Origin of the sequence: Sneathiella marina, from assembly GCF_023746535.1 — a bacterium.
Taxonomy (GTDB): Bacteria; Pseudomonadota; Alphaproteobacteria; order Sneathiellales; family Sneathiellaceae; genus Sneathiella; species Sneathiella marina.
Map to the genome: position 1 here is coordinate 3,448,250 of NZ_CP098747.1, position 24,846 is coordinate 3,473,095.

28 protein-coding genes are annotated in these 24,846 nt (G+C 49.7%); 13 read left to right on the forward strand and 15 right to left on the reverse strand.

The window, feature by feature from the left end:
- Positions 1-62 precede the first annotated feature (62 nt).
- Entirely contained in the window at positions 63-770 is a 708-nt protein-coding gene (locus NBZ79_RS16670; protein WP_251933674.1) for a Bax inhibitor-1/YccA family protein, read from the reverse strand.
- A 231-nt stretch (positions 771-1,001) separates the two neighbouring features.
- Here NBZ79_RS16670 and NBZ79_RS16675 point away from each other — a divergent pair, with 231 nt between their 5' ends.
- Together NBZ79_RS16675 and NBZ79_RS16680 are read left to right on the forward strand one after the other, a co-directional pair.
- Entirely contained in the window at positions 1,002-1,346 is a 345-nt protein-coding gene (locus NBZ79_RS16675; protein WP_251933675.1) for a hypothetical protein, read from the forward strand.
- Positions 1,347-1,593: 247 nt separating this feature from the next.
- A complete protein-coding gene (locus NBZ79_RS16680) occupies positions 1,594-1,827 on the forward strand; it encodes an EF-hand domain-containing protein (protein ID WP_251933676.1) in 234 nt (77 codons plus the stop codon).
- Positions 1,828-1,894: 67 nt separating this feature from the next.
- Here NBZ79_RS16680 and NBZ79_RS16685 read toward each other — a convergent pair whose 3' ends face one another.
- Both NBZ79_RS16685 and NBZ79_RS16690 read right to left on the reverse strand, forming a co-directional pair.
- Positions 1,895-4,441 (reverse strand): ABC transporter permease, encoded by a 2,547-nt coding sequence (locus NBZ79_RS16685; RefSeq protein WP_251933677.1) that lies wholly within the window; start codon positions 4,439-4,441, stop codon positions 1,895-1,897.
- Complete coding sequence (locus tag NBZ79_RS16690; protein WP_251933678.1) at positions 4,434-5,144, reverse strand: ABC transporter ATP-binding protein; 711 nt, start codon at positions 5,142-5,144, stop codon at positions 4,434-4,436. The genes NBZ79_RS16685 and NBZ79_RS16690 overlap by 8 nt, the downstream gene beginning before the upstream one ends.
- Before the next feature lie 10 nt (positions 5,145-5,154).
- Here NBZ79_RS16690 and NBZ79_RS16695 point away from each other — a divergent pair, with 10 nt between their 5' ends.
- Genes NBZ79_RS16695 through thpR form a run of 3 tightly spaced genes read left to right on the forward strand, consistent with a single transcriptional unit; the run spans position 5,155 to position 7,493 of the window.
- Positions 5,155-5,817 carry an arylesterase gene (locus tag NBZ79_RS16695; RefSeq protein WP_251933679.1) on the forward strand — a complete coding sequence of 221 codons (663 nt, stop codon included), beginning with the start codon at positions 5,155-5,157 and terminating at the stop codon, positions 5,815-5,817.
- Between the two features lie 50 nt (positions 5,818-5,867).
- Positions 5,868-6,905, forward strand: coding sequence for an NADP(H)-dependent aldo-keto reductase (locus NBZ79_RS16700; protein WP_251933680.1), 1,038 nt, complete (start codon positions 5,868-5,870; stop codon positions 6,903-6,905).
- A 12-nt stretch (positions 6,906-6,917) separates the two neighbouring features.
- A complete protein-coding gene (thpR, locus tag NBZ79_RS16705) occupies positions 6,918-7,493 on the forward strand; it encodes an RNA 2',3'-cyclic phosphodiesterase (protein ID WP_251933681.1) in 576 nt (191 codons plus the stop codon).
- A gap of 10 nt (positions 7,494-7,503) precedes the next feature.
- Here the strand turns inward: thpR and NBZ79_RS16710 are convergent, their stop codons facing one another.
- The 3 genes from NBZ79_RS16710 to NBZ79_RS16720 all read right to left on the reverse strand — a co-directional run bounded on the left by NBZ79_RS16710 (position 7,504) and on the right by NBZ79_RS16720 (position 9,958).
- A complete protein-coding gene (locus NBZ79_RS16710; RefSeq protein WP_251933682.1) occupies positions 7,504-8,400 on the reverse strand; it encodes a homocysteine S-methyltransferase family protein in 897 nt (298 codons plus the stop codon).
- A 67-nt stretch (positions 8,401-8,467) separates the two neighbouring features.
- Complete coding sequence (locus NBZ79_RS16715) at positions 8,468-9,061, reverse strand: class I SAM-dependent methyltransferase (RefSeq protein ID WP_251933683.1); 594 nt, start codon at positions 9,059-9,061, stop codon at positions 8,468-8,470.
- Positions 9,062-9,070: 9 nt separating this feature from the next.
- Entirely contained in the window at positions 9,071-9,958 is an 888-nt protein-coding gene (locus tag NBZ79_RS16720) for a spermine/spermidine synthase domain-containing protein (RefSeq protein WP_251933684.1), read from the reverse strand.
- A 159-nt stretch (positions 9,959-10,117) separates the two neighbouring features.
- Here NBZ79_RS16720 and NBZ79_RS16725 point away from each other — a divergent pair, with 159 nt between their 5' ends.
- Positions 10,118-10,405 (forward strand): 4a-hydroxytetrahydrobiopterin dehydratase, encoded by a 288-nt coding sequence (locus tag NBZ79_RS16725; RefSeq protein ID WP_251933685.1) that lies wholly within the window; start codon positions 10,118-10,120, stop codon positions 10,403-10,405.
- Positions 10,406-10,408: 3 nt separating this feature from the next.
- Here the strand turns inward: NBZ79_RS16725 and NBZ79_RS16730 are convergent, their stop codons facing one another.
- The gene (locus tag NBZ79_RS16730; protein ID WP_251933686.1) at positions 10,409-11,170 is read right to left on the reverse strand and encodes a 3-hydroxyacyl-CoA dehydrogenase; all 762 of its coding nucleotides are present in this window, start codon (positions 11,168-11,170) and stop codon (positions 10,409-10,411) included.
- A gap of 120 nt (positions 11,171-11,290) precedes the next feature.
- Between NBZ79_RS16730 and NBZ79_RS16735 the strand changes: the two genes are divergently transcribed.
- From NBZ79_RS16735 to NBZ79_RS16745, 3 genes are all read left to right on the forward strand, one after another.
- On the forward strand, positions 11,291-11,674 hold the full coding sequence (locus tag NBZ79_RS16735) for a YkvA family protein (RefSeq protein WP_251933687.1): 384 nt from the start codon (positions 11,291-11,293) through the stop codon (positions 11,672-11,674).
- Between the two features lie 115 nt (positions 11,675-11,789).
- Positions 11,790-12,506 (forward strand): CoA transferase subunit A, encoded by a 717-nt coding sequence (locus NBZ79_RS16740; RefSeq protein ID WP_251933688.1) that lies wholly within the window; start codon positions 11,790-11,792, stop codon positions 12,504-12,506.
- Between the two features lie 25 nt (positions 12,507-12,531).
- A complete protein-coding gene (locus NBZ79_RS16745; RefSeq protein WP_251933689.1) occupies positions 12,532-13,173 on the forward strand; it encodes a CoA transferase subunit B in 642 nt (213 codons plus the stop codon).
- 10 nt (positions 13,174-13,183) lie between these two features.
- Here NBZ79_RS16745 and NBZ79_RS16750 read toward each other — a convergent pair whose 3' ends face one another.
- The 6 genes from NBZ79_RS16750 to NBZ79_RS16775 form a co-directional block, all read right to left on the reverse strand.
- On the reverse strand, positions 13,184-14,611 hold the full coding sequence (locus NBZ79_RS16750; protein WP_251933690.1) for an NAD-dependent succinate-semialdehyde dehydrogenase: 1,428 nt from the start codon (positions 14,609-14,611) through the stop codon (positions 13,184-13,186).
- A gap of 131 nt (positions 14,612-14,742) precedes the next feature.
- On the reverse strand, positions 14,743-15,669 hold the full coding sequence (locus NBZ79_RS16755; protein WP_251933691.1) for a DMT family transporter: 927 nt from the start codon (positions 15,667-15,669) through the stop codon (positions 14,743-14,745).
- The gene (locus tag NBZ79_RS16760; protein WP_251933692.1) at positions 15,666-16,559 is read right to left on the reverse strand and encodes a DMT family transporter; all 894 of its coding nucleotides are present in this window, start codon (positions 16,557-16,559) and stop codon (positions 15,666-15,668) included. The genes NBZ79_RS16755 and NBZ79_RS16760 overlap by 4 nt, the downstream gene beginning before the upstream one ends.
- A gap of 159 nt (positions 16,560-16,718) precedes the next feature.
- Entirely contained in the window at positions 16,719-17,957 is a 1,239-nt protein-coding gene (locus NBZ79_RS16765; RefSeq protein WP_251933693.1) for a class I SAM-dependent methyltransferase, read from the reverse strand.
- 5 nt (positions 17,958-17,962) lie between these two features.
- The gene (locus NBZ79_RS16770) at positions 17,963-18,943 is read right to left on the reverse strand and encodes an NADPH:quinone oxidoreductase family protein (protein ID WP_251933694.1); all 981 of its coding nucleotides are present in this window, start codon (positions 18,941-18,943) and stop codon (positions 17,963-17,965) included.
- An 88-nt stretch (positions 18,944-19,031) separates the two neighbouring features.
- Entirely contained in the window at positions 19,032-20,057 is a 1,026-nt protein-coding gene (locus NBZ79_RS16775; RefSeq protein ID WP_251933695.1) for an asparaginase, read from the reverse strand.
- Between the two features lie 74 nt (positions 20,058-20,131).
- On the opposite strand from NBZ79_RS16775, the gene NBZ79_RS16780 reads away from it, so the two are divergent.
- From NBZ79_RS16780 to rlmN, 3 genes are read left to right on the forward strand one after another with little or no spacing between them, the layout of a single operon-like run.
- Positions 20,132-20,671: an RNA methyltransferase gene (locus NBZ79_RS16780; protein ID WP_251933696.1), complete on the forward strand. Its 540-nt coding sequence runs from the start codon at positions 20,132-20,134 to the stop codon at positions 20,669-20,671.
- Between the two features lie 37 nt (positions 20,672-20,708).
- Positions 20,709-21,299: an invasion associated locus B family protein gene (locus NBZ79_RS16785; protein WP_251933697.1), complete on the forward strand. Its 591-nt coding sequence runs from the start codon at positions 20,709-20,711 to the stop codon at positions 21,297-21,299.
- Positions 21,300-21,350: 51 nt separating this feature from the next.
- Complete coding sequence (gene rlmN / locus NBZ79_RS16790) at positions 21,351-22,511, forward strand: dual-specificity RNA methyltransferase RlmN (protein ID WP_251933698.1); 1,161 nt, start codon at positions 21,351-21,353, stop codon at positions 22,509-22,511.
- Here the strand turns inward: rlmN and NBZ79_RS16795 are convergent.
- Positions 22,506-22,976 carry a GNAT family N-acetyltransferase gene (locus NBZ79_RS16795; RefSeq protein ID WP_251933699.1) on the reverse strand — a complete coding sequence of 157 codons (471 nt, stop codon included), beginning with the start codon at positions 22,974-22,976 and terminating at the stop codon, positions 22,506-22,508. The two genes, rlmN and NBZ79_RS16795, sit on opposite strands and share 6 nt — an antisense overlap.
- A 39-nt stretch (positions 22,977-23,015) precedes the next feature.
- Positions 23,016-24,182 (reverse strand): benzoate/H(+) symporter BenE family transporter, encoded by a 1,167-nt coding sequence (locus NBZ79_RS16800; protein WP_251933700.1) that lies wholly within the window; start codon positions 24,180-24,182, stop codon positions 23,016-23,018.
- A 97-nt stretch (positions 24,183-24,279) separates the two neighbouring features.
- Between NBZ79_RS16800 and NBZ79_RS16805 the strand changes: the two genes are divergently transcribed.
- Complete coding sequence (locus tag NBZ79_RS16805) at positions 24,280-24,846, forward strand: helix-turn-helix domain-containing protein (RefSeq protein ID WP_251933701.1); 567 nt, start codon at positions 24,280-24,282, stop codon at positions 24,844-24,846.

The window sequence follows — 24,846 nt, forward strand, 5'->3', positions numbered from 1 at the left end:
CGCCTGTCAGACAACAAAAAACCCGGCGCCAGGCCGGGTTTTTCAATCGAATTGAAGCTGTATTAGTTGCGGTTGCCGAGGAGGCTGAGCAACATCATGAACAGGTTCAGGAAGTTCAGGTACATGGAAACGGCACCCATTACCGCGCCTTTTTCCAGGACTTCCTGACTATGGCCTTGATAATACTGGGATTTAATCCGCTGCGTATCGAAGGCTGTCAATCCAGTAAAGATCAGCACACCCAGAACCGAGATGACAAAATGCATCATGGTTGATTGCAAGAAGATATTCACCACCATCGCAATAACAATCCCGATCAGTCCCATAAACAGGAAGCTGCCGAAACCGGTTAGATCCCGCTTGGTCACATAGCCATACAGGCTGGCGCTACCAAACGTGGCGGAGGTGATAAAGAAAACCCTGACAATACTTTCAGCGGTGTAAACCTGAAAGATATAACTGATGGAAACGCCGAATGTGGCAACCATGACCCAGTACAGGATCTTCGTCGTGCTGGCACTGGTTCGGCTCATGGCAAATAACAAACCAAGGGGGGCCAACATGACAACCCATTGTAGAGGTGTGCCAAAAACTGCGTTATAAATCGCAGGTGTACTTGCCGTCAGGGCGGCTGTAATACCGCTTAACGCCAAGCCCGACGCCATATAGTTATAGACCTTGAGCATATAGCTGCGCAGGCCCTCATCAAGAACGGCCTGATCGACAGATCCCGCCCTTGCGGTGTTAAGCTTAGAAAAGTCAGTCGCCATTTAGAATTCCTCTAAGGAGTTAATTTCAGTTAGTTATATTGTATTTTTTCCATAAAAATTCAAGGAAAATCAACGTCAAGAGAAGGTTAATTCCTATGACCTGATTAGCAGGAATTTACATAAAGGGCATAAATCCGTTGTTTTTCCCGTTATCCACAGCGATTGCTTGACGAAAAATACTCTGCTCTGTCTAATATCTGGGAACGCAATTAAATAAATCGAGGGTTAAAAATGAAAACGACTACTTTTGGTGCCTTTCTCGCCCTGACCGCATTGATGACGGCCTGCAGTGCTGTCAAAAAAGAAAAGGCGGACTACAAACAGGCAGAGGCCGACATAAAAAAACCCGTTAATTGCGGAACAGCGGAAGGAGATATCCGGGGACTGCAAAGTGAAAAGATCTATACCGGCAAGCAAGTGGCAAATGGCATTCTTGCTGTCGTCCCTATCAGCCTGATTGAAGGTATTGTTACGGGAACTGAAGGCAAGCGTATAAAGATGGCAACGGGCGACTATAATAAAAAGCTGGACGAGAAGATCGCTCAGATCCAGAAAGAATGTAATATCAAGCCTTGATTTTTGCCGGCCCCGTGCCCCAACTAACCGGTTATCATATTTACACCCGAATAAAGTGTATTTATTGACACAATAATTCCTTTAAGCTGCCAATTTGGCGGCTTTTTCTAGCCATCATTCGCGATCACATTGTTTCTCGAACACCAGCAAGGAGAACGGGAATGGTATCTGCTGCTGGATCGTTTGGCGGAACAATGGCTTATTGCCGTTCCCTTTCGTCCTATTTTAAAAGACTTGGAGAACTAAGATGAAAAAGATTTTGATTACAGCCGCCGCATTGACAACTTTCGCCGCTGCACCTGCTCTGGCTGCTGCACCTGCCTTCGCTGAAGTAGACGCCAACGGAAACGGCACCATCAGCTTCGAAGAACTGGCTGTTGTGATGCCAGACACCAGCCAGTCCCAGTTTGCCGCAGCAGATGTGGATGGCAGCGGTGAATTATCCGTTGATGAATACGAAAAAGCGACAACCAAAAGCTAGTTAAACCCGAGGAAACCTCCCACTTCCTCCTGCTCCCTGATCGCTCTTCGGAGCGATCAGGTGATTCTCAATCAGATCTGAGAACCGGCGCTACTTTCTCCCCGAGCGCATTCCACGATCCCAATAATCCGAAAACCAGTGTTACTGCTACGCTAATAATGATAGTCACCAGAACCGTGAATGGCAGGTTTATCCATTTAGCCTCCAGCAATTGCGTGATCACCAGATAGGATGCTGTCCAGCCCGCCGCAGCAGCAATGACCGACGTGACCAGCCCCAATAACGCATATTCCAGTAAAAACGCTTTGAAGATATCTTTGCGCGTGGCGCCAAGGACTTTCAGGATCACCGCGTCATACACCCGTTTGCGATGCCCGGCAGCGAACGCCCCGGCCAATACCAACATCCCGGCAACTAACGTAATCGACGATGTCGCTGATACGGCAGAGGATAGTTGCTCCAGAATGCGACTGACAGTTTCCAGAGCTTCCTTCATGCGGATCACGGAAATATTGGCAAATTTATTAGTGATATTGCGAAATAGAGCCGCTTCCGATTCCGTGTCGGCCCGTGCTGTCGCCAGATGTCCATGTGGCGCACCGGACAGTGCGTTCTGGTCAAAAACAATAACAAAATTGATGGCCAATGTTGTCCAGTCAATCTCTCGGAAATTTGCGATTTTGGCGACGATTTCCCGGCCCATTACATTCACCGTCAGGGAATCCCCGAGCTCTAGGCCGAGTCCCTTGCCAACTTCCTTGCCAATGCTGATTAATGGCGGCCCCTGATATTCCTCGGGCCACCAGCTGCCCTCAACGACCGTCGCACCTGGTGGTGGATTAGCCGCATACGTTAGGCCACGGTCCCCACGAAGCGCCCATTTTGCCTCTGGTGCGACTGTCAATTGATCTGCCGGAATACCTTTCACGCTGACAATGCGGCCGCGCATATTCGGGACGTGATTGACCTCAGTGACACCGGAAACCGCTTCTGCTGTGGCAACAAAGTCGCCCAATTGATCTGACTGGATATCAATAAAGAAAAAAGCCGGCGCCTTTTCCGGCAGCTGTTCCTGGACTTGCCGGGTCAGATTCCCCTCGATCAAGGCCACGGTTACAAATAATGTCAGGCCGAGCCCCATGGACAGAACGACACTGGTCGTTGCTGCACCGGGCCTGTATAAATTGGCAACGGCCAGACGCAAGGTGGGTATCCGTGACCGCGGGAGTTTGCGCGCAATAAATTGAACCGCATGTCCGACAAAAATCAAAACGCCAAAAATACAGGAAGCGGCTACCACGAACCCAATGGCGAAATACCGTTCCTGACTGGTGAAAATCGCCAGGGAAACCATGAGGCCAAAAGCCACGATAACGGCAATGATATAGCGCGCGCGTGGCCAGCGATGACGGGACACCACGTCCCTGAACAGGGAGGCAGCAGGTGTTTCACGGGCGCGGGCCAGCGGCCAGATTGCGAACAGAGTTGCTGTCAGCAGACCATAGGCCACCGCCAGCAATAAAGGGCCGGCCTGCATGGTGATTTCCGGCGGTACCGGTAAGGCGCGGGCGAGAAATCCCGAGGCGACCATGGCGCCGCCAATACCCAGAACAAGGCCGATAAAAGATCCGACAAATGCCAGAAACAGCACTTGCAGATAATGAATTCGGAAGATAAAGGAACTGCTGGCACCCAGGCATTTCAAGGTGGCGATGGTAGAAATTTTTCCATCCAGATATGTACGTACAGCGTTGCCAACACCGACGCCACCGACAATCAAGGCTGTTAATCCAACCAGCGTCAGGAACAAGGCGACCCGGTCTACGAACCGCTTGATCCCCGGAGCGCCGTTGGAGGCATCCTGGATACGCCATCCCGCATCGGGTTGATCAAAGGCCGCAGCTTCTCGGAAATCGGCAACTGTAACATCGTCGTTCAAATCAAGGCGATAGTGATAACGTATCAGGCTGCCGGGCTGAATCAGCTCCGTCTGGATCAATGCATCCCCGGAAATTATGGTTCTGGGCCCCAGCGCCATCCCCTGCGACGCCTTGTCCGGTTCCGATTGGATGATACCGCGCACTTCCATTGTCAACTCGCCGATCAGGATCTGGCTGCCAAGCTGCAGTGACAGTCGATCGATCAATCCCTGCTCCACAATCGCTCCGAATAACCCGCCTTGTTGAGACAATAGTTTTTCTACAGTCTCATTTTGCGTTTGCGCAGACAATGTGAGCGCCCCGAATAGCGGGTAGCTTTCATCAATCGCCTTTACTTCAGACAAAGTCGCTTTGTCCTCACCGGCCACCCGAACCATGGCACGTGTGGTTTCAATCTCGGCGATGGCGCCTCGGGCGCTCAACCATTCATATTCATCAGCCGTCGCCCGTCGCTGGATCAGGCGGACATCAATGTCACCCCCCAAGATAACCCGGCCATTGGCTTTCAGGCCTTCCGTAATCGATGAAGACAAGGTACCAACACCTGCAATGGCCGCAACCCCCAGTACCAGACAGGCCAGAAAAATGCGAAAGCCCTTCAGACCACCGCGCATTTCCCGTGTGGCAAATCTTATAGCAAGAGCGAAAGTTTCAGGGTTTTTCCGACTATTCACCGGCGGCCACCTGCTGCAGCGTGGTTTCAATGGAGGCAATCCGGCCGTCTTCAAGCCGCACCAGATGATCGCAGCGGCGCGCCAGTTGGTCATCATGGGTAATCAGAATGAGTGTCGCCTCTTGTTGCGCATGCAGCTCAAACATCAAATCAACAATGATATGTCCGGTTTTACCATCCAGATTTCCCGTGGGCTCGTCTGCCAGCAGAATTTTCGGATTGGTACAAACCGCCCGCGCCAGAGCCACCCGTTGCTGTTCCCCGCCGGAAAGCTGAGACGGATAATGGCTTGACCGATCTGCCAGTCCCACCGCTGCAAGTTTTTCCGCCGCCATTTCAAAGGCATCGGTCCGGCCGGCTAATTCAAGTGGAATAGCGATGTTTTCAAGGGCAGTCATGGTAGGAATAAGATGGAAGGACTGGAAGACAATACCGATATTCTCCCGGCGAAATCGTGCTAATGCGTCCTCATCAAGTTTTTCGATGGCCTCACCCGCCATCAGCACGGATCCGGATGTGGGCACTTCCAGGCCCGCCATAATCGACATCAAAGTCGACTTGCCAGACCCCGATGGACCTACAATGCCCACGGTCTCCCCCGGCTGTACAGTCAAATCTATACCACGTAAGATATTGACAGGGCCGGCATCTGACTTAAGTGTGAGATGAATGTCTTTTAACGAGATGATAGGTTCTTGAGGCAATAGTATTCCAATGCAAAATAGACGTGTTCTGACTTTGGCATATGGCGGTCAGCTATCAATAATCAACATATTTGCCGTTTTTATAGTGATTTTTTACGGTATCTGTGATGCTTATGCCGAAAAATCGGTCAGAATTGTTGCCATTGGCGACAGTTTGACCGCCGGATATGGATTGCCACAAGGTGAGGATTTCCCGACCCAGCTTGAAGCGGCGCTGCGGGCCAAGGGCTTTGATGTGGTTGTCGACAATGCCGGTGTTTCCGGTGATACCACGACTGGCGGATTGCAGCGGCTGGACTGGGCACTTGGGAATGATGCGGATTTCGTTATCCTGGAACTGGGCGCCAATGATGCTTTGCGCGGCATCCAACCGAATGTTACCCGGGAAAACTTGGAAAAAATACTAATTGTCCTGCAAAAGAAAAACATTCCAGTCCTGCTGACGGGAATGAAGGCCCCACCGAATATGGGCGCCAACTATACGACAGAGTTCGACAAGATCTTTCCCGAACTTGCAAAAAAATACGAAGCCGACTTCTATCCGTTCTTTCTGCAAGATGTGGCTGCTGACCCCGCCCTTAACCAAAGTGATTATATACATCCCAACGCAGATGGCGTTAAAATCATCGTCAACAACATGCTGCCGTATGTGCAGCGCTTCATCGAAAACTAGAGTCAGGCCCCGCTTGTCCGTAGCCCCAAATCCAAAACATAGGAAGTATCATGAAATATAGAAAACTGGGTCGCTCGGACCTGGATGTCAGCGTCATTTGTCTGGGTACTATGACATGGGGAGAACAGAACAGCGAAGCCGATGCCCATGCGCAAATGGATTTGGCCAGGGATATGGGCGTCAATTTCCTTGACACAGCCGAGCTGTATCCCATTCCCCCCCGCGAAGAGACGCAAGGACTGTCAGAGATACATATCGGAAACTGGCTTACATCACGAAAGGCCAGGGACGAGATGATCATTGCGACAAAAGCTGTCGGGCCGACAGATAGTCTGTATTTTCGCGGCGAGCCGGCAAAGCTGAAGGCGCGTCATCTTGAGGAGGGGGTCAACAAAAGCCTGAAGAATCTGCAAACGGATTATATCGACTTGTATCAGCTGCATTGGCCGGAACGCTCCACCAACTATTTTGGCAAGCTGGGCTATGAACATGTGGAAGAAGAAGACGACACGCCGCTGCTGGAAACCCTGACGGCGCTGGGCGACATCGTCAAATCAGGTAAAATCCGGCAGATCGGCATCTCCAATGAAAGCGCCTGGGGCATCATGCATTATCTGCATCTGGCCGAACAACATAACCTGCCCCGAATGGCAGCAGTACAAAATCCGTATAGTCTGTTAAACCGGACTTATGAGGTTGGTTCCGCCGAGGTTTCCATTCGCGAGCATTGCGGCTTGCTAGCCTATTCCCCAAGCGCCATGGGCGTATTGTCCGGAAAATACCTGAACGGAGCCAAACCGGCAGGGGCCCGGCATACGGTTTATGACCGGTTCAAACGCTACACGACCGATCTGGCTGACAAAATGGCCGGTAAATATTTTGCCCTGGCTCAGGAAAATAACCTCAACCCTATCCAAATGGCCCTTTCCTTCGTCAACAGTCGGCAATTTGTTACGTCTTCCATTATCGGTGCAACAACACTCGACCAACTGAAGGAAAATATTGAAAGCATCAATCTGGAACTCTCAGATGACATTATCGCGGAAATTGATAAGATACATATGATGCACCCTTTTCCCTGCCCGTAAAGGATATGAGCAATGCGCCTTTTCGTTGCAATAGCCTTACCGCAAGAAGTGAAAGACATTATTGCCACGTTACGCGGCGGCATTCCGGATGCACGCTGGATCGCCGCTGAGAACTTTCACATCACGTTGGCATTTATCGGCGACGTTCAGCCGCCGGATATGCTGGACATATCTTCTGCGCTAGGGAAATTGGCCCATCCAGCATTTCATCTGGATATTGAGGATGCGGGCGTATTCGGCAGTAATAAGCGCCCGCGTATCCTTTGGGCGGGTGTCCGTAACCTGGAAACACTGACTTTATTACATCAGAAAATCGTCACAGCTATCGAATCCATCGGTATCAAAATTGAGGACAGACGTTTTCGACCACATATCACCCTGGCCAGAGTCCATAAATCACCCTACGAGAAGGTCAGGAACTATCTGACTGATCATGCTTTGTTCAAAACGAAACCGGTAGCTGTGAATAGTTTTTCTTTGTTTTCGAGCCATCTCGCCTCTTCAGGCGCCATTTACAATGAAGAGGTAATTTTCGATCTCGATCCTGTCGATGCAGCAGTATCGGCACAAACAAGCTTAGGCTCATAAAGTTGGAGTTCTAACGGATTGAATGCCCGCCTTCTTTCAAACGACGGGCAATTTCGGAAATATGATCGGGGCCGATTTCACAGCAGCCACCAATTATCGTCGCGCCCTGGGCGACCCATCCCATGGCAAAATCCCCATATGCTTCCGGACCCAGATCATCCCGTTCATGGAGAGCCTCAATGGTTGCAGAATCGACCAGAAACTCCTTGGTTATCTTTGTAAAACCGTTGGCGTAAGCCCCAAATGGCTTCCCGAACTCATTGAGTATCTCCAACGCGGCAGAGACAGCCTCTGGCCGGGAGCAATTGATCAACAGGGCATCCGGCTGATAAAGATCGACGAGCGATTGCATATGGGATAAGGGCTCGCCGGACCTGAGTTTCGTTCCGTCAAAATCATCGACCGTCATCGCCACCCAATTCAGTTTTTCGGAGCCCTGCATCGCACGCAATGCACCTTCGGCCTGTCTCAACGATGACATGGTTTCCGCCACGACAATATCCGCACGATCCGCTAGTTTCGAAATAATCTCCCGGTACAGACTTTCCGCTATTTCCGGTATCGGGCATGTTTCTGGCCGATAAGACGCCACCAATGGTCCCAAGGACAATGCGATACGTGCAGAGCTGTATGACCGCCTTGCCTGCTCTGCCATGGTCATGGCGTTATCCAGTAACAGGTCAAACTGGTCTTCCAAATTTTCCGGCCGTAACCGATCCCGATGAACTGCATAGGTATTGGTGGTGGCAATTGTTGCGCCCGACTTAAAGTAATCTCGATGGACATCGGCGACAATTTCCGGATTTTCCATCATTACTGCCGTTGACCACAGAGGCGTTGCCCGATCTTCCGAACGGTTTACGATCTCTTGTCCAATCGATCCGTCCAGGAGCGTGATGTCCGCCATATTCAACCCCCTTCAACAGTCCATTAGTTTGCGAAATAAGGCTGATTTTAACATATCAAACGCGCACCTACCGCATAAACACGTCATAGCGTGTCGATTTGCCGACAATTTGATGCGATGGAGCTGGAAAACCGGGAATCGGTTCCCCGCGCCGCGGCCATTTCAACACCACTCGCTTCGAAGCCGTATCCAAAGCAATTCTCAGCAATTCGGCGCAATCTGGGTCATGGCCAACCAGGTCCCTCAACTGCCGCATTTCATTTTTCACGAGTGCGGACTTGGATCGCGGCGGATGCATTGGATCGATCAGAATTGTCTCCGCTGCGAGATCAGGAAGCAACTTTCGTGCATCTCCATGGATCAAATGCATTCGACCGATAATTTCTGCCAGTTCACCATTTGTGGCTGCGGCTCGCCGCATGCCGTCCGACAATAATTGATGAACTTGTGCCGATCTTTCGATCATTGTGACAGAGGCCCCTAACGACGCCAAAAGAAAGGCGTCCCGGCCGAGACCCGCTGTTGCATCAACAATGACCGGGACGGTGCGACCCCGAAACCCAAGTGCCTTTGGCAAATCCTGTTGCTTGCCGCCACCAAATCGACGCCGATGACCAACGGCGCCGCCGACGAAGTCACATTTGAGTTCGGGTGTTTTCATCCGATTGCCTTAAAATCCCAGATTTGTCTTCCACCAGGTCGGCAAAGCAAAGGACGCCTTGTGCAAACCTGCATTATAATGACGGCCTGTGTGCGATTTTATCGGCTGCGAATAATCATATCCATCGTGACTATACAAGAAAAATCCGAATTCCGCTGCGGGATAAAGCTGGACGATGGACCGATAAGCGGCCGCGTGAGGCAAAAGTTTATCCGATTGCATGATAGAAACAAGATTTTGATCCTTGTCACCACATAATTCCTGCAGGAAGTAAGCCCTCTCTTTGCCGACAAAAATGCTATCGCTGTCCAGGACAACTCCGTCCGCCTTGATACAAGCGGAAAAATTTTCGCAGAATTCACGGGTAAACACACTGGCTGAAGGGCCGACGGGCTCGCTCAGATCAAGGATGATCACATCAAACTGATCATTCTTCCGACGAGCTTCACGCATATATTCTGCAGCATCGCCAATAATCAACTCGACCCGAGGATCCCGGTAGTCCCCGTTGATGGCCAAATATTCCTTCGACACCTCAACAACCCGTTCATCAATTTCCACCATGACAACTCGGGTGACGAAGTCATGAACCAGAACCTCCCGCAGAATACCCCCGTCGCCGCCACCGACGATGAGGACTTCCGCATTTTCACGGCGGCGCCCCAGCAAGGGCACATGAACCGCCATCTCATGATACATAAACTCATCCGCATGGGAGGCCTGAACCAGGTCATCCAGGGTTAGTATCCGGCCGAATATTTCATGCTCATAAATCTCAATTTTCTGAAACGGACTTTGCTCGGAATGCAACAGCGTCATGTCGAGCGCGTGGGTAAAGGCGATGCCCTCGGTTTCCTCGTGCCACCATTGGCGGCTTGCTTCGTTAATTTTTGTCATGCTTCTACTTGCTTTTTCCTGCGCCATTCATGATCACATTCCACGCACCTGATTGCTGGACAACTTGGTGCAACAACGACATAGTCTCTAACAGTGCGCTTATACTGGAAAGCGGTCGTCGATGACACCCTTTCAAATACAGCTGAGGAGACTTGACAAATGACCTCCAAACTAACGCTCAAGGAAATTCAAGACGGCTTGCAGGTGGTTGAGGGGTGGCAGCTGGTTGTCGGGCGTGACGCCATCTCGAAGGAATTTCGCTTCAAAGACTTTAACCGGGCGTTCGCCTTTATGACCCGCGTCGCCCTGAAAGCTGAGAAAATGGATCACCATCCGGAATGGTTCAACGTCTATAACAAGGTCCAGGTCACCCTCGCCACCCACGATGTAGACGGCGTGAGTGACAAGGATTTCAAACTGGCAAAATTTATGGACGCCGCCGTGTAACCTTTATTTCGGGGCCATTCGAATGGCACCGTCAAGACGGATGACTTCGCCGTTCAGCATCTGGTTTTCGACAATTTGCTGTGCCAGGGACGCATATTCATCGGGAAAGCCCAAACGGCTTGGGAACGGAACACTGGCACCCAGGGCCGACTGCACGTCGTCAGGCAGGCTTTTTAGCAACGGTGTTTCAAACAATCCCGGTGCAATGGTCATGACGCGCACGCCGACAGAGGCCAGATCCCGTGCAATGGGTAAGGTCATGCCGACGATACCGCCTTTTGAGGCAGCATAGGCAGCTTGTCCGATTTGGCCATCATAAGCCGCCACTGACGCCGTATTGATGCAAACCCCTCGCTCGCCGCTGTCCATTGGGTCCAGTTTTACCATATCATCGGCAGCCCGGCGCAAACAATTGAAACTGCCAACCAGATTGACGGAGATAACTTGTTCAAATTTGTCCAGTGGATGCATTCCCCGGCTGGAAACAGTTTTGGCAGCCGGGCCGATGCCGGCGCAATTGACCAGAATTCTCGCCGGACCGTGAGCGCTGCGAGCCATTTCAAACGCGGCTTCCACAGAGGTATCATCCGATACATTCACAGCGCAGGCAACACCACCGATTTCCTCTGCTATTGCTTGTCCCGCCTCGGCATTCATATCAAATATAGCGACTTTCGCCCCGGCTTTAGCCAGCATTCTCGCAGTTGCCTGGCCAAGGCCGGATGCGCCGCCTGTGACAATCGCCGCTTTTTCTGAAATATCCATTTTTCTCTCCAATTTCTTTCATCTAAATCCAGAATTCTGCCGCCTTCCTTACACGGCCAGACAGAAAAAGTGAAGGCACTGGTTCTTGCATTCTGAAAGCCAGAGGGGCATATACATGGAATGACGAAACCATCAGACGATGATATATCCGCGTTCGATGCGGAAAAGCTTCAAAAAGACAAATTGCTTGTTATGCGGGAGTTTGGTCAGAAACTTCGCCGTAATGTGGGCAAAATTCCGTTTGCCGATGATGTCACAGCAAGCTTCTATTGCGCAGTTGACGGGAAAAGCCCGGCCTTCGTCAAAGCTATCCTGTTTGGCGCCCTAGCCTATTTTATTATGCCGGCCGATGTCATTCCCGATTTCATTGCCGGTCTCGGTTTTACGGATGATGCCAGCGTCCTGATTGCGGCAATGACAACCGTCAGTCGGCATATCACCGATGAACATCGCAAAAAGGCTGATGCATTCCTCGAGAAGGAAACGGCAGATTCCGAATCCTGACCTTTAATAACCTTCGATTACCAAGTAAATTTCAAAAAATTGTGCAAAGCAGCATTTTTTTTGATATATAGCTACCATATTGCCCAGCCTGGTTAGCCAAGAAGGAGCTTGCTGAATGAGTGACCGTAAGATTTATGCCGATGCGACAACGGCCCTTGAGGGATTGTTGACGGACGGAATGACCTTGATGTCCGGTGGATTTGGACTATGTGGAATCCCTGAAACTCTCATCGATGCAGTGAAAGATTCGGGAACAACAAACCTCACCGTAATCTCCAATAACGCAGGTGTTGATGGTATCGGTCTTGGCGTTCTCCTGGAAAGCAAACAGATTTCCACCATGATTTCTTCCTATGTTGGAGAAAACAAGCTGTTCGCGGAACAATATCTTGCCGGGGATCTGGAAGTTGTTTTTACACCACAAGGAACCTTGTCCGAGCAAATTCGCGCCGGTGGGGCTGGTATTCCAGCCTTCTATACGAAAACAGGCGTCGGAACACTTGTAAGTGAAGGCAAGGAAGTCAAAAACTTCGACGGTGAAGATTATGTCATGGAACGCGGCCTGACCGCCGACGTCGCTCTCGTCCATGCCTATATGGCTGACAAGGAGGGAAATCTTGTTTTCCGCAAGACGGCCCGGAACTTTAACCCCATGATGGCAACAGCAGGCCGGACTACTGTAGCGGAAGTAGAACATTTGGTGGAGCCGGGCGAAATCGATCCCGACCATATCGTAGTTCCCGGAATTTTCGTTCAGCGTATCGTGCATGTGCCAAATCCGGTGAAGCATATCGAGCAACGGACTACTCGCCCCAGAAACCAGGTCGCCTGACCGATCACGCAAAGGATAAGATAAAATGGCTTGGACAAGAGATCAAATGGCACAACGCGCCGCCCAGGAACTGGAAGATGGATTTTACGTAAATCTTGGCATTGGTATCCCGACACTCGTATCGAATTTCATCCCCGATGGGATGGAAATCCAGTTGCAAAGCGAAAACGGGATGCTCGGCATGGGTCCTTTTCCTTTTGAGGGGGAGGAAGATGCCGACCTTATCAATGCAGGTAAGCAAACCGTAACTGAGTTACCGACAACCAGCTATTTTTCCAATGCGGATTCATTTGGCATGGTTCGGGGCGGACATATCAATCTTTCCATTCTCGGCGCCATGCAGGTTGCTGAAAACGGTGACCTGGCCAACTGGATGATCCCGGGCAAGATGGTCAAGGGCATGGGCGGTGCCATGGATCTGGTGGCCGGTGTAAAAAAAGTTATCGTACTTATGGAACACACTGCCAAAGATCAGCCCAAGCTTCTGAAAACCTGTAATTTACCTTTAACCGGTAAAAATGTGGTTGATATGGTAATCAGTGACTTGGCTGTCTTTACGTTCGACCGATCCGGAAACTCCGGCATGAAACTGATCGAGCTTGCTGATGGCGTAACATTGGAAGAAGTTCAAGCAAAAACAGAAGCTTCCTTTGACGTGGCTCTCTAAGACCCTGCTGTCAGATCGAGAAGCCGCCTAATTTGGTTTCGAGATATTCCAGGATGCCGTCTTTTGCACCTTCACGCCCAAGGCCGCTTTCTTTCATGCCCCCAAAGGGCGCGGCAGCGGATGTCGGGTTGATGTCATTTATTCCGATGATACCAAATCTCAATCCTTCATACATCCGCATGGCGCGCGAAATATCCCGTGTATAAACATATGCTGCCAGGCCATAAACTGTATCGTTTGCCATGTGCAGCACTTCTTCCTCGGATTCAAATTTCAGTATGGGTGCAACCGGACCAAACGTCTCTTCGCGATAAATCAGCATATCTGGGGTCACATTTGCAAGGACAGTCGGCGCGTAAAAATGACCCTTTTCAAGGCCGTCTGATTGTAAAACGGTTCCGCCGGCGACAACTTCCGCCCCTTTCTCCAATGCGTCGGTTACTTGCCGGTCAACCTTGTCTATCGCTGCTTGATTTACCAACGGTCCTATGGCGACACCGTCCTCAAACCCACTTCCGGCTTTCATCTTAAGAACACGTTCCTTGAAGGTCGCGACGAACTGGTCATAGACAGAACTGTGAACAAAAAACCGGTTGGGACTGATACAGGCTTGTCCTGTATTCAAGAACTTGACCAGTGATCCGCCTTTGGCGGCATGGGCAGGATCAACATCATCAAAAACAATGAATGGCGCGTGCCCGCCAAGCTCAAGTGAAATCCGTTTCATCTGAGCCCCGGCCTCCCCGGCAAGCATTTTGCCAACATTTGTTGATCCGGTGAAGGTCAATTTACGCACCGCTGGGTTGGTGGTAAATTCGGTACCAATGGGTTTAGGATCCAAAGCCGTGACAAGGTTAACGACGCCATTTGGAAGACCTGCCGCTTCAAAAACCTCGAACATTGCGACGGCGCAAAGTGGCGTCGCTTCCGCCGGCTTCAACACAACAGTACATCCGGCGGCTAAGGCGGGACCCACTTTACGTGTAATCATTGAAATTGGATAATTCCAGGGTGTTACTGCGGCGACAACGCCTACTGGTTGCCGAATGACCATAAACCGTTGATCTGCCCTGGCAGATGGCAGGAGTTCCCCATTAACCCGTTTTGCTTCTTCCGCATACCAGAGGAGAAAATCAGCGCCATATTGAACTTCATTTCGCGCCGCCTTCAATGGCTTCCCCTGCTCTTCCGTCATCGTCCGGGCAAGATCTTCTTTTCGCTCAAGCATAATCTGGTACGCTTTGTAAAGAAAAGCAGAGCGTTGATATGCTGTCGTCTTAGACCAGTCGACAAAGGCTGCTTCTGCGGCAGCAATCGCCTTTTTTGCATCATCGGCGTTACCCGCAGGAACAGATTTTATCGTCTCGCCAGAAGCTGGATTAAAAACGTCGAAAACCGCGCCATTTTCAGCGCCGCACCATTGACCGTCGATGTACATTTAAGACCCTTCTCTCATGTGGTTGTCTGTCGACAGAACCTTTGTCAGCAGCACATTTATATTCTTTTTTTGAAAATGAGTTATGCCCGTATTTTTATCCTTAGGCAATATTAACAATGCAATCTTAGGACTTAAGTATCGGGGAGTTGCGGCCGCTTTGATTTTCCCAGGCCCGCTTCACGGCGTACGATGTACAAGCTCGACGCAACAATGATGCAGGCGCCCAGCACCATCCAGATATCGGGTATTTCCGCGAAAATCAAAAACCCGAGGATTCCTGAAAAAATCAACCGCATATAGTCGAAAGGCGCAACCGCCGTCGCCTCACCCACCGAGAAAGCCCGAATAGCACAGAAATTTGCGCCTGATCCGAAACAAGCCAAAACCGACAATACAGCAATGTCTTCCCAGGTAGGCGGTACCCAAACGGCCAGAGCAGGAAAGAACGAGAAAAGTGACGCCATTACGCCAAAATAAAACATCATGGTCGCTGGGCGTTCTGTGGCGCTCAATTTCTTGAGGAACACGGAAACCAAGGCGACCATCAGCGCCCCGAACAACGCAACGAAAGCCGCAAACTCAATCTCAGCATGGGATTGAACCATGACGAGGACCCCGAGAAATCCAACGGCCGTCGCTGACCACCGGCGCCATCTCACTTTTTCGCCCAATAGGAAAACCGCAAGGACAATCAGGAATAAGGGGCGGGTAAAGGTTAGGGCAACCGCATCTGCCAACGGTAAATGTGTAATCGCGTAAAAAATACACAACATACCCGTAACCCCAACCAGTGCTCGCAAGATATGAAGTTTCAACACTTTGGTTTTAAGCGGGGCGATACCATGCCTGAAGGCAAACGGGAGAATAACCAGTAACCCGAATAGAGCCCGCAGAAATCCGATCTGGAAACTATCCATGCCTTCGCCGAGAAATTTTATCCCAATCCCCATAACCGAAAAACACAGTCCCCCCAGCAGCATCCAAAGGGCCCCCTGGCCATTGGCGGGAATATTCTTCCAAACACGGAGCCAACGGTGCCCCGAGGCAGGCATATTCATCGGCCAGATCCCGATGTTGTATCAGCGAGAGATTGTGCCAATGCCTCTTTTTCCCGTGCCGCTGCCGCGCTCACACGCGATTCCCGGATTGCAATATAGATGGAGGAGCTAAAAATTACCGCAGCACCGATATAGGTATAGATATCTGGCTCCTGCATAAAAAACAGGAAGCCGACAATCGCAGAAAAAATGAGACGGAAGAAATCGAAAGGCATTACAATCGACGCGTCGACTAGTGAAAATGCTTTTGTAAAACAAAGATGACCAATAGTGCCCAGGAATCCGATTCCGAGAATTATCAGGACTTGATCCAAAGTTGGCATTTGCCAGACAAACAAGGCTGGAATACAAGACATGGGCAAGATGATAATCTGCGTCCAGGCGACAATCGCTGTGGTGCTTTCAGTTTTTGATAGAAGCTTCACGCAAGTGGCAGCGCAGGCCATGGTCATCGCGGAAAAAATTGCAGCATACGCGCCCAGGCTCATTTCTTCGAGGCCCGGCCGCAATATGATCATCGCACCTAAAAACCCAACAACCATAGCCATACCGCGCCGGATCCCGACGATTTCGCGCAAGACAAAAATTGCCAGTATTGTTCCAAAAATTGGCGAGGTAAAATTTAGGGCGACGGCATCGGCTAATGGCAGAACACTCACCGCATAGAACCACGTAAACATGGAGAGGAAACCGACGATACTCCTGAATCCATAAAGCCACGGCCGGTTGGTCTTTAAACTACTAAACCCATTTTTCATAAACCAGGGCAAAATGAAGATAAGACCAGCAACATTTCGCAAAAAAACAATTTCGAAAACCGGAAGACCGCTATCGGCTACGGATCGGATTAGTCCGCCCATAATGGACAGGACGAAGCATGATAAAATCATAAGACATGCGGCCTGAAGGACTAGAGGAGCAGCCAAAAATGGTTTGAAAAGTAAGCGAACAGACGACATGAGCTTCAGAATAGAATGCCCATTTTTGAACATAAAGTACTATTTTTGCAATACAGCCCTGCGTGCCGGCCTGCCAGAACAAAGAGGGCGCTAGGAGGACCGTAACCAGAGCAGATTTAACCCGTTCAACAGGGTGTAGGTAGCGGCATACCGGTTTCGGAAATTCTGCCAGTTCAATGAAAAGTGGCTTTGTATTTCACTAAGGCTACGCTGCCCGTCAATCACCGCAACGAATTCAGCAGCTCCTTCTGGCACATTGAACGAATGTGACTCTCCGTCAAAACCAACATTGAGTTTGGATTGTGCCGACAATGCCTTAACAAGCAGGTCAGGATTCTTGTCTTTTAAAATCGGTATCATTTCCGGATTAAATTTTGCAACGGTCTTAGCCGTATTGGACGATTTCTTTGCGTAAAAAGTATGTGTTTTAAGGGACCCGCATATATTTTCAGCCAAAGCCGCCTTGTCACCTTCGTCCATCCCCTTAACAGGTTTCAGCAACAAATCATTTTTCAAATAGGTTTCCGGGCGGTAGCGAATAGGCTCGATAAACCCAACGAGTTCTATTTGACAGTCAAGCAACATCGACAATAGCTCCGGTACAAGATAGCTGCGATCTCGCGGATGAAGCAATAAATCAAACAAGGCTGCGTCCTCACCAAGTTTATGGTCGCTCAAATATTTGTTTTTGTTAAGCCAGTTTGATTCCGGCAAAGAGTTTATCAGTTCCTTGGCCATTTTTACCTGCTCAGATTGTGTTTTCTCGCCAATCATCAATTTCAGGGCATTTTGAACCGGGTATACGCCTGTTCGGCCTAATGTCGCGTAAACCATAAGGCCTAGCCCACCATTTTCGGCCAAACAGGAGTCCAGAGCTTGCAAGCCGCGCTCAGGCTCCTCGAGATGATGAAGCACGCCACAACAATCAATATAGTCAAAGGGGGCATACCCCATATCCGGCAGGTCCAGCAGCGAACCGGTATGAAACTCCATATTGGTCAGGCCACGAGCCTTCGCTCTGCCTTCTGCAATCGTCCGGCTTGCCGATGACAGATCCAGATATGTCACCGTTCCTTGATCACTGCGATCACTTAGATGTTGTGCCAGCATGATGGCGGCATCACCGGTTCCGCCGCCCGCAACTAACGCCCGAAAAGGTTTTGAAAAATCCCGGTTTCCGGAAAATAGATAATGGTTTAATTCATCAAGATGGCTGGGGCTTCCTTCAATGAGCCGAGAATGCTCATCTGCTGGATCACGTGGCGGGTAGGGGTATTCTTCATATTGGCGCCTTACTGCCTTGTCGCGCCGTCCCCTACCCTTAGCCATCGACATCAGTCCTTTACGGTGATGATAACCTTACCGGTGGATTTGCGTGATAGAAGCGCATGCATGGCCGCTGCCCCCTCTTCCAGTGGAAAATGCATGGAAACATGAGGGTTGATCTTGCCGGTTTCAACCATATCAAGCATGGCTTGAAAATTGGCCCGATTCTGATCCGGATAACGACGCGCGAACTCTCCCCAGAAAACACCAACAACCGAGCATCCTTTGAGAAGCGCCAGGTTCGTTTTCAATTCTGCAATTCGACCTGAAGCAAAGCCTATCACCAGCAGCCGGCCATTCCAGTTAATACAGCGCATTGACTGATCAAACGCATCCCCGCCTACCGGGTCATAAATGACATCGGCGCCTTTACCACCTGTCAGCTCTTTGACACGATCACGAATGCTTTCAGTGGAATAATTAATAACGTGATCCGCACCATATTCCTTAACAATATCCATCTTCTCATCGGAGCCAACGGTCCCGATAACAGTAGCCCCCAAAGCCTTTCCAAGCTCTACCGCATTCAATCCAACTCCGCCTGCAGCTCCATGAACCAACAAGACTTCACCAGGTTGCAGGCTTCCCCGGTCTACCAGCGCATGATAGGTCGTCCCATATGTTACCGGGAAACCGGCCGCTTTATCAAACGGCATATTATCTGGGATCTTGTATGTGCCATCTTCCGGCGCCAAAACATATTCAGCAAATCCACCCACACCGTGGTTCGCCATCACACGGTCACCAACAGCAACATTGGTCACACCCTCACCGATTTCAGCGACGATACCTGCACATTCCATTCCGGGTGAAAACGGAAATGGTGGTTTGAATTGATACTTGCCAGCGATCATTAATGTGTCCGGAAAATTAAGCCCGACAGAATGCACCTCAATAACGACCATACCCGGTGCGACAACAGGCTTTTCAACCTCGTCCATGACCAAGATATCTGGAGTGCCAAATTCCTTACAAACAAGCGCTTTCATATTTTGTTCCACTTTTAATTCTTTTTCTTTATTGCAATGCACAAACTTAACCCTGAATAAAACCCAAGGTCAATTGTCGACAGGACGATTAATCAAAAACAGCCTCTAACCGGCCCACAACAATATCATTACGGTTGCGCAGTATTGGATGAAAATACGGATCTGCCGATTTATGGATATCTTCAGTCACAACCCCAAGATCTTCCAACAATGCGCCTAGAGCAACTTCTGCGGCCCGGTCGGCACCATCCAAAGCCTTCAAGGCAATTCCCAGCCCTAACTCTGGTAGCGCGGCGAGATACACGGCTTCTGCACCGACTTTTGCAATCACTTTCCCATGAGCTGCGCCATCCAATGCGGTGCAAAGCCGGTCCGTTCCGGCAATCATATGAGGAAATTTGGCAACTGCGGTTTGAATGCGGTGACACGCGGAAGCCCGGCCCGCCTCTAACTTCGATGGATCTGCAAATCGGGCCATTGCCAATGCTGCCTTGTCCAGCGGTATTGCAATAGTCGGAATTGAGCAGCCGTCTGTCCCAATTGGTGCACGACTTAAGTCGAGATCCGTAAAATCCTCAAGAACTTTAACAATGCGCTGCTGAACCGGATGATCAAGATGTATGTACCCTTGAGTATTTTCTTTCATATATACGGCAGTGCTCAGGAACCCACTATGTTTACCAGAGCAATTATTATGCGCTGCCGATGGGGCTAATCCAGCGCCTGCAAGCTCCAATGCCGCGGCCTCATATTTTGGCCAATGCGTTCCGCATTCGAGATCGTTAATGCCTAGGCCGATACGTTTCAACCATTCCGACACAGCATCAACATGGGCGACTTCACCATTATGCGATGCACAAGCCAGTGAAAGTTCCTGTTCAGTGACATCCAGCGCATCAGCTGCACCCGTTTCAACTAACGGAATCGCTTGTAATGGTTTAATCGCTGAACGCAAATAAACAGCGTTCCTGACGTCTCCCCAACTCCGGACAAGCTTGCCTTTCGCATCTGAAATAACGGCGATAACCTGATGGCGGCTTTCTATAATGGGACCACGGGATACGGTGACAGTAAAAGGATTACTTGCGAAATCCGAAGAGGAATGATTTATCATGTATGGGCCTGGATTTTTGGATATAATCGTGATCGGCTTTTAACAGGATTCGTAACCGCGGAATAGCAAAAAAAATGACAGTATCTCGGGGATATTTCGGCGTTGGTGTTGAAGGCATCAGCAAACCGATGAATGCAGGCAACCTATTTCGGACGGCAAACGCTTTCGGTGCAAGCTTCGTCTTTACAATAGGGGCGGAGTATTCCGTAAAAAAAGCACGTTCGGATACCAGCGTCGCGCCAAATAATATCCCCTGGTATGATTTTGAAGATCTAGACCATATGAAACTGCCCAAAGGCTGTAAAATTGTCGGTGTAGAGCTTCTTGACGAAGCCATAGAATTGCCAAGTTTTTTTCATCCTATCAGTGCAGTATATATCCTGGGCCGGGAGCGGGGGTCACTTTCACCGGAGCTGCAGGAAAAATGTGACTATTTTATCAAGATTCCGACAAAGTTCTGTTTGAATGTTGCAACAGCGGGCGCGATCGTTATGTATGATCGAATTGTAACACATGGAAGATACGCCAAACGCCCAACCGGCGAGCTTGGCAAGCCGGTTCCGCTGGAGGATCATGTTCAAGGGGCGCCTATCAAGCGCCGGACAGACGATTAGAAGAGCCTATTAAATCTATTGAGTGGGATTAATTTGAATGAATTATGGTGACCGAAAATTGATCAACGAACAGCTGGCAAATTTAAATTCGAGCCGTTATTCTGGCCTTATGAATAAATTTATTTTGATATTTTCAGCCTTGCTCGTTTACATCTTCGTATCTTCCGGCGGTGCGGTTGCTCAGCAAAAAAGTCCCAAGCCACTGGGAACCTTTAAGGACTGGCAAGCTTACAGCTGGGTCGAAAATGGTAAAAAGTTATGTTACATGCTTTCCCGCCCGAATAAGTCAACGCCTAAAGGTGTAAATAGAGATGACATTTACCTGATGGTGACGTATCGCCCATCCTCTTCTTCAAAAGAGGAAGTGAGCCATATTACAGGATATCCCTATTTGGAAAAATCCACCGTTGATGTGTTGATCGGGAATCGGAAATTTATACTAGCAACCAATAACGATGTTGCCTGGGTTCCGGAAGGCGAAAGTGACGCCAAATTGATAAGCGCCATGCGAAGTGGATCAAAACTTGTTGTCAAAGGCAAGTCCACTCGCGGAACGCTAACGACTGACAGCTATTCTTTGCAGGGTTTTACAGCCGCACACAAGCAGATTAGAAAAAGCTGTACTTAGAGGCGCTGACGAGAGTATAAGCCTCTTTTTTAGATTAAGAATGATTGCACTATGAATCCCTTGATTCCAGATGTAGAGGCTGTGGATCGCCAACCTGAATTGCTGGCCATCAGAAAAAGCCTCATTGGACTGACGCGCGAAGAAATCGCTGCCGCACTTGTTGATGCCGGTGAAGATGCGAAACCTGCCAAAATGCGGGCCCGTCAACTTTTTCATTGGCTATATTATCGAGGTGCCAGCAATTTCGATGACATGACGTCCATTTCGAAGGAAATGCGCAGTCGGTTGCCGGATCAATTTACGGCAGATCGCCCGGATATTACCAGTTTACAGGAATCGACCGACGGCACTCGTAAATGGCTGGTTAAATTTCCTGATGGACAAGAAGTAGAATCTGTTCACATCCCTGAAGAGGATCGCGGTGCCCTCTGTGTTTCAAGTCAGGTCGGGTGCACGCTTACCTGTAGTTTTTGCCATACGGGAACCATGAAACTCGTGCGCAACCTCACTGCTGGCGAAATCATTGCGCAAATGCTCGTTGCCCGCGACACTATTGGTGAATGGCCAAGTCCAAAGGGCGAACGGATGATTTCCAATATTGTCATGATGGGAATGGGAGAACCATTGCTGAACTATGACAATGTGGCAAAAGCTCTGAAGATTATTATGGATGGTGAAGGTATTTCACTTTCAAAAAGACGTATTACGCTTTCGACTTCCGGCGTTGTCCCTAAGATCCATCAATGTGGAGAGGAACTTGGTGTTAATCTCGCCATTTCCCTGCATGCAGTAACCAATGATATCCGGGACAAGCTGGTGCCAATCAACAAGCGCTACCCAATTAAGGAGTTGCTGCAAGCTTGCCGGGATTATCCTGCAAGCAACAATGCCCGGCGCATAACGTTTGAATATGTCATGCTGAAAGGCATTAATGACAGCCCAGCAGATGCCCGTGAACTTGTGCGTCTGCTCAAAGATATTCCGGCAAAAGTCAATTTGATACCTTTCAACCCTTGGCCCGGCACACAATATGAATGTTCCAGCAATAACGCGATCCATCGATTTGCCAAGATCGTCAACGATGCTGGTTATTCATCGCCGGTTCGGGTACCGCGGGGACGCGATATCATGGCGGCTTGCGGCCAGCTGAAATCGGAAAGCACCAAAATGCGGGCGTCAACGCGACGTTCAACAGAACCGGCTGCCTTATAATTCAAGCTGCATTGTAATGCTTGTGGGTCGGTTGTATCCTTCGTGCGCTGTTTCTGCAGTCTGAACAAAGCCAAATCGACGAAAAAAGGAATGGACCTCGGTTAGTTCGACACGGGATTCCAGCTCCAATACCGATTTTCCCGCGTTTTTACTTTTTTCGACAACAGCTTTGAGCAATTCCTCACCCACACCGGTACCCTGCAAATCCGGGTCAACCGCCATCTTCCCGAGATAGTTTTTCTCTCCCATCTCTTTTATAAAACAACAGCCAATCAGTTTCTGGTTTTTATATGCAATAAGCACGGTTTCTTGGGCCGCTTTTTCCGTAAGGGTGCCTTTATCAAGTAAATGCACCGATGACGGCGGATCTATTCGATCATTCATATAGGAAAAAGCGTCATGGACCAGCGTGAGCAGCGCATCCCAATTGTCAAAAGCATCATCCAGGGTTTTAATTGTCAGCATCTTTCTGTCCATTGAATCGGCGAATAATCGCAATTATACTCACCCTGATGTTGAAAACCGCCTTTTGAATAAATAGGCCGCCATTCCAACTACTAGCCCCCAAAACGGAGCCCCGATCGAAAGGAGCGTCACCCCTGACGCCGCGACGGCAAATGTCAGGATCGCTGCATCACGTTCAGAGTCTGTTCGCAAGGCAACTTCCAAGCTATTTGCAATAGTAGAGAGTAATGCGAGACCTGCAATCGCCATAATCAATGCGGCTGGAAAGGCAATAAACAATCCAGTCAACGCAGCGCCGAATACCCCAGCCAAGGTATAAAATATTGATGCCCACAAAACAGCTGGATAACGCTTTTCTGGGTCAGGATGGACTTCTTTACCCATACACATGGCGGCCGTGATTGCGGCCAAATTAAAGGCGAAACCACCGAAAGGCCCCAATGCGAGGCCCGTCGCGCCTGACCAGGCAATAAGCGGAGAGGCTGGCGCCTGATATCCATGAGTTCTAAGAGCTGCCAAGCCCGGTACATTTTGCGATGCCATGGTAACGACAAACAAAGGAATTCCAACGCCAATCAATGTGGCTAGATCAAATGACGGCATAACAAAAACTGGTGTGGTAAAAGTAAAATCCAGGGATATTCCCACTAAACTTCCCTGCAGAGCAGCAACAGCTATTCCGGAAAGAAAGGTTAGCGGAATGACGTACCTCGGGAGCAACTGCTTGGTCAGGAGGTAGACAACCAGCATAAGGCCGACAAGAGAAAAATCTGCTTCCAGGGCAACAAATGCGTCCAGACCAAATCTTAGCAAAACAGCTGCCAAAAGTGCTGCCGCCAAGGATTGTGGTACCACATTCATAATTTTCTCGAACCAGCCCGTCACACCACAAAGGGTCAAAAGAAAAGAGGAGAAAAGAAAAGCGCCTATGGCATCACTCATGGGCAATCCAGGCAGGCTTGTTACCAATAAAGCGGCTCCCGGTGTCGACCATGCGATAAGGATAGGCTGCCGATACCAAAGAGTTAAGCACGCCGAACTAACGCCCATCCCAACACCTAAGGCCCAGAGCCAGGAACTAATCTGCGCCGGGCTTGCGCCTGCGGCATTGGCTGCCTGAAAAATTATGGCGCCGGCACCGGCATATCCAACAAGAACTGCGACAAATCCCGTGGATATGAAAGAAGGTGAAAAGAAACGGAGCATAGAACTACCTCACATTCCGATTGTGCGTTATAACGTATATTTAAACCACCCTAGCATTTGTACGTTATAACGCACAAGCCTAAAAAGAGAAGAGAACATGACGGATCCCAATGACCATGTTGCAAAAGCACTTAAGCATTTGCGAAAATCCCGAAATTGGAGTTTGGATGTAACTGCTGGCCACACCGGCGTCAGTAAAGCCATGCTGGGGCAAATTGAACGGGGTGAATCCTATCCGACAACAGCAACTCTGTGGAAAATCGCAACAGGATTTGAAGTATCCATTTCATCTCTGATTGAGGCTGTGCCAGAAGAACCCACGGAAACATTACTCAGGGACGCTAAAAACATACGGCAAAATCGATCAGCAGATGGATTGGCTGTTGCCCCACTCTTTCCATTTGAACAGCGGCTTGGATTTGAATATATGGAACTGTCGTTTCGGGCTGGGTATGAAAGATTGTCAGATCCGCATGAACCAGGTGTAATAGAATTCATTACCGTAATTTCTGGAAAATTAGAGATCCTGGCAGACGAGAACTGGCATGTATTGGAGGTCGGGCAATCCTTGCGATTTCGCGGAGATCACCCGCATGGCTACCGGAATAGAGGTCGGGAAACTGCTGTTGTCATGACCATCATTCACTATCCAAGACGGCCTTAA

Coding starts and splice junctions, on each gene's coding strand:
- NBZ79_RS16710 (WP_251933682.1), bottom strand. CDS start 8,400: ATGGCGGACATCACGCTCCTGGACGGATCGATTGGACAAGAGATCGTA.
- NBZ79_RS16725 (WP_251933685.1), top strand. CDS start 10,118: ATGACCTCCAAACTAACGCTCAAGGAAATTCAAGACGGCTTGCAGGTG.
- NBZ79_RS16805 (WP_251933701.1), top strand. CDS start 24,280: ATGACGGATCCCAATGACCATGTTGCAAAAGCACTTAAGCATTTGCGA.
- NBZ79_RS16755 (WP_251933691.1), bottom strand. CDS start 15,669: ATGAATATGCCTGCCTCGGGGCACCGTTGGCTCCGTGTTTGGAAGAAT.
- NBZ79_RS16720 (WP_251933684.1), bottom strand. CDS start 9,958: ATGACAAAAATTAACGAAGCAAGCCGCCAATGGTGGCACGAGGAAACC.
- NBZ79_RS16765 (WP_251933693.1), bottom strand. CDS start 17,957: ATGGCTAAGGGTAGGGGACGGCGCGACAAGGCAGTAAGGCGCCAATAT.
- NBZ79_RS16780 (WP_251933696.1), top strand. CDS start 20,132: ATGACAGTATCTCGGGGATATTTCGGCGTTGGTGTTGAAGGCATCAGC.
- rlmN (WP_251933698.1), top strand. CDS start 21,351: ATGAATCCCTTGATTCCAGATGTAGAGGCTGTGGATCGCCAACCTGAA.
- NBZ79_RS16675 (WP_251933675.1), top strand. CDS start 1,002: ATGAAAACGACTACTTTTGGTGCCTTTCTCGCCCTGACCGCATTGATG.
- NBZ79_RS16795 (WP_251933699.1), bottom strand. CDS start 22,976: ATGCTGACAATTAAAACCCTGGATGATGCTTTTGACAATTGGGATGCG.
- NBZ79_RS16745 (WP_251933689.1), top strand. CDS start 12,532: ATGGCTTGGACAAGAGATCAAATGGCACAACGCGCCGCCCAGGAACTG.
- NBZ79_RS16775 (WP_251933695.1), bottom strand. CDS start 20,057: ATGATAAATCATTCCTCTTCGGATTTCGCAAGTAATCCTTTTACTGTC.
- NBZ79_RS16730 (WP_251933686.1), bottom strand. CDS start 11,170: ATGGATATTTCAGAAAAAGCGGCGATTGTCACAGGCGGCGCATCCGGC.
- thpR (WP_251933681.1), top strand. CDS start 6,918: ATGCGCCTTTTCGTTGCAATAGCCTTACCGCAAGAAGTGAAAGACATT.
- NBZ79_RS16735 (WP_251933687.1), top strand. CDS start 11,291: ATGACGAAACCATCAGACGATGATATATCCGCGTTCGATGCGGAAAAG.
- NBZ79_RS16760 (WP_251933692.1), bottom strand. CDS start 16,559: ATGATTTTATCATGCTTCGTCCTGTCCATTATGGGCGGACTAATCCGA.
- NBZ79_RS16770 (WP_251933694.1), bottom strand. CDS start 18,943: ATGAAAGCGCTTGTTTGTAAGGAATTTGGCACTCCAGATATCTTGGTC.
- NBZ79_RS16670 (WP_251933674.1), bottom strand. CDS start 770: ATGGCGACTGACTTTTCTAAGCTTAACACCGCAAGGGCGGGATCTGTC.
- NBZ79_RS16800 (WP_251933700.1), bottom strand. CDS start 24,182: ATGCTCCGTTTCTTTTCACCTTCTTTCATATCCACGGGATTTGTCGCA.
- NBZ79_RS16700 (WP_251933680.1), top strand. CDS start 5,868: ATGAAATATAGAAAACTGGGTCGCTCGGACCTGGATGTCAGCGTCATT.
- NBZ79_RS16750 (WP_251933690.1), bottom strand. CDS start 14,611: ATGTACATCGACGGTCAATGGTGCGGCGCTGAAAATGGCGCGGTTTTC.
- NBZ79_RS16740 (WP_251933688.1), top strand. CDS start 11,790: ATGAGTGACCGTAAGATTTATGCCGATGCGACAACGGCCCTTGAGGGA.
- NBZ79_RS16695 (WP_251933679.1), top strand. CDS start 5,155: ATGCAAAATAGACGTGTTCTGACTTTGGCATATGGCGGTCAGCTATCA.
- NBZ79_RS16680 (WP_251933676.1), top strand. CDS start 1,594: ATGAAAAAGATTTTGATTACAGCCGCCGCATTGACAACTTTCGCCGCT.
- NBZ79_RS16715 (WP_251933683.1), bottom strand. CDS start 9,061: ATGAAAACACCCGAACTCAAATGTGACTTCGTCGGCGGCGCCGTTGGT.
- NBZ79_RS16785 (WP_251933697.1), top strand. CDS start 20,709: ATGAATTATGGTGACCGAAAATTGATCAACGAACAGCTGGCAAATTTA.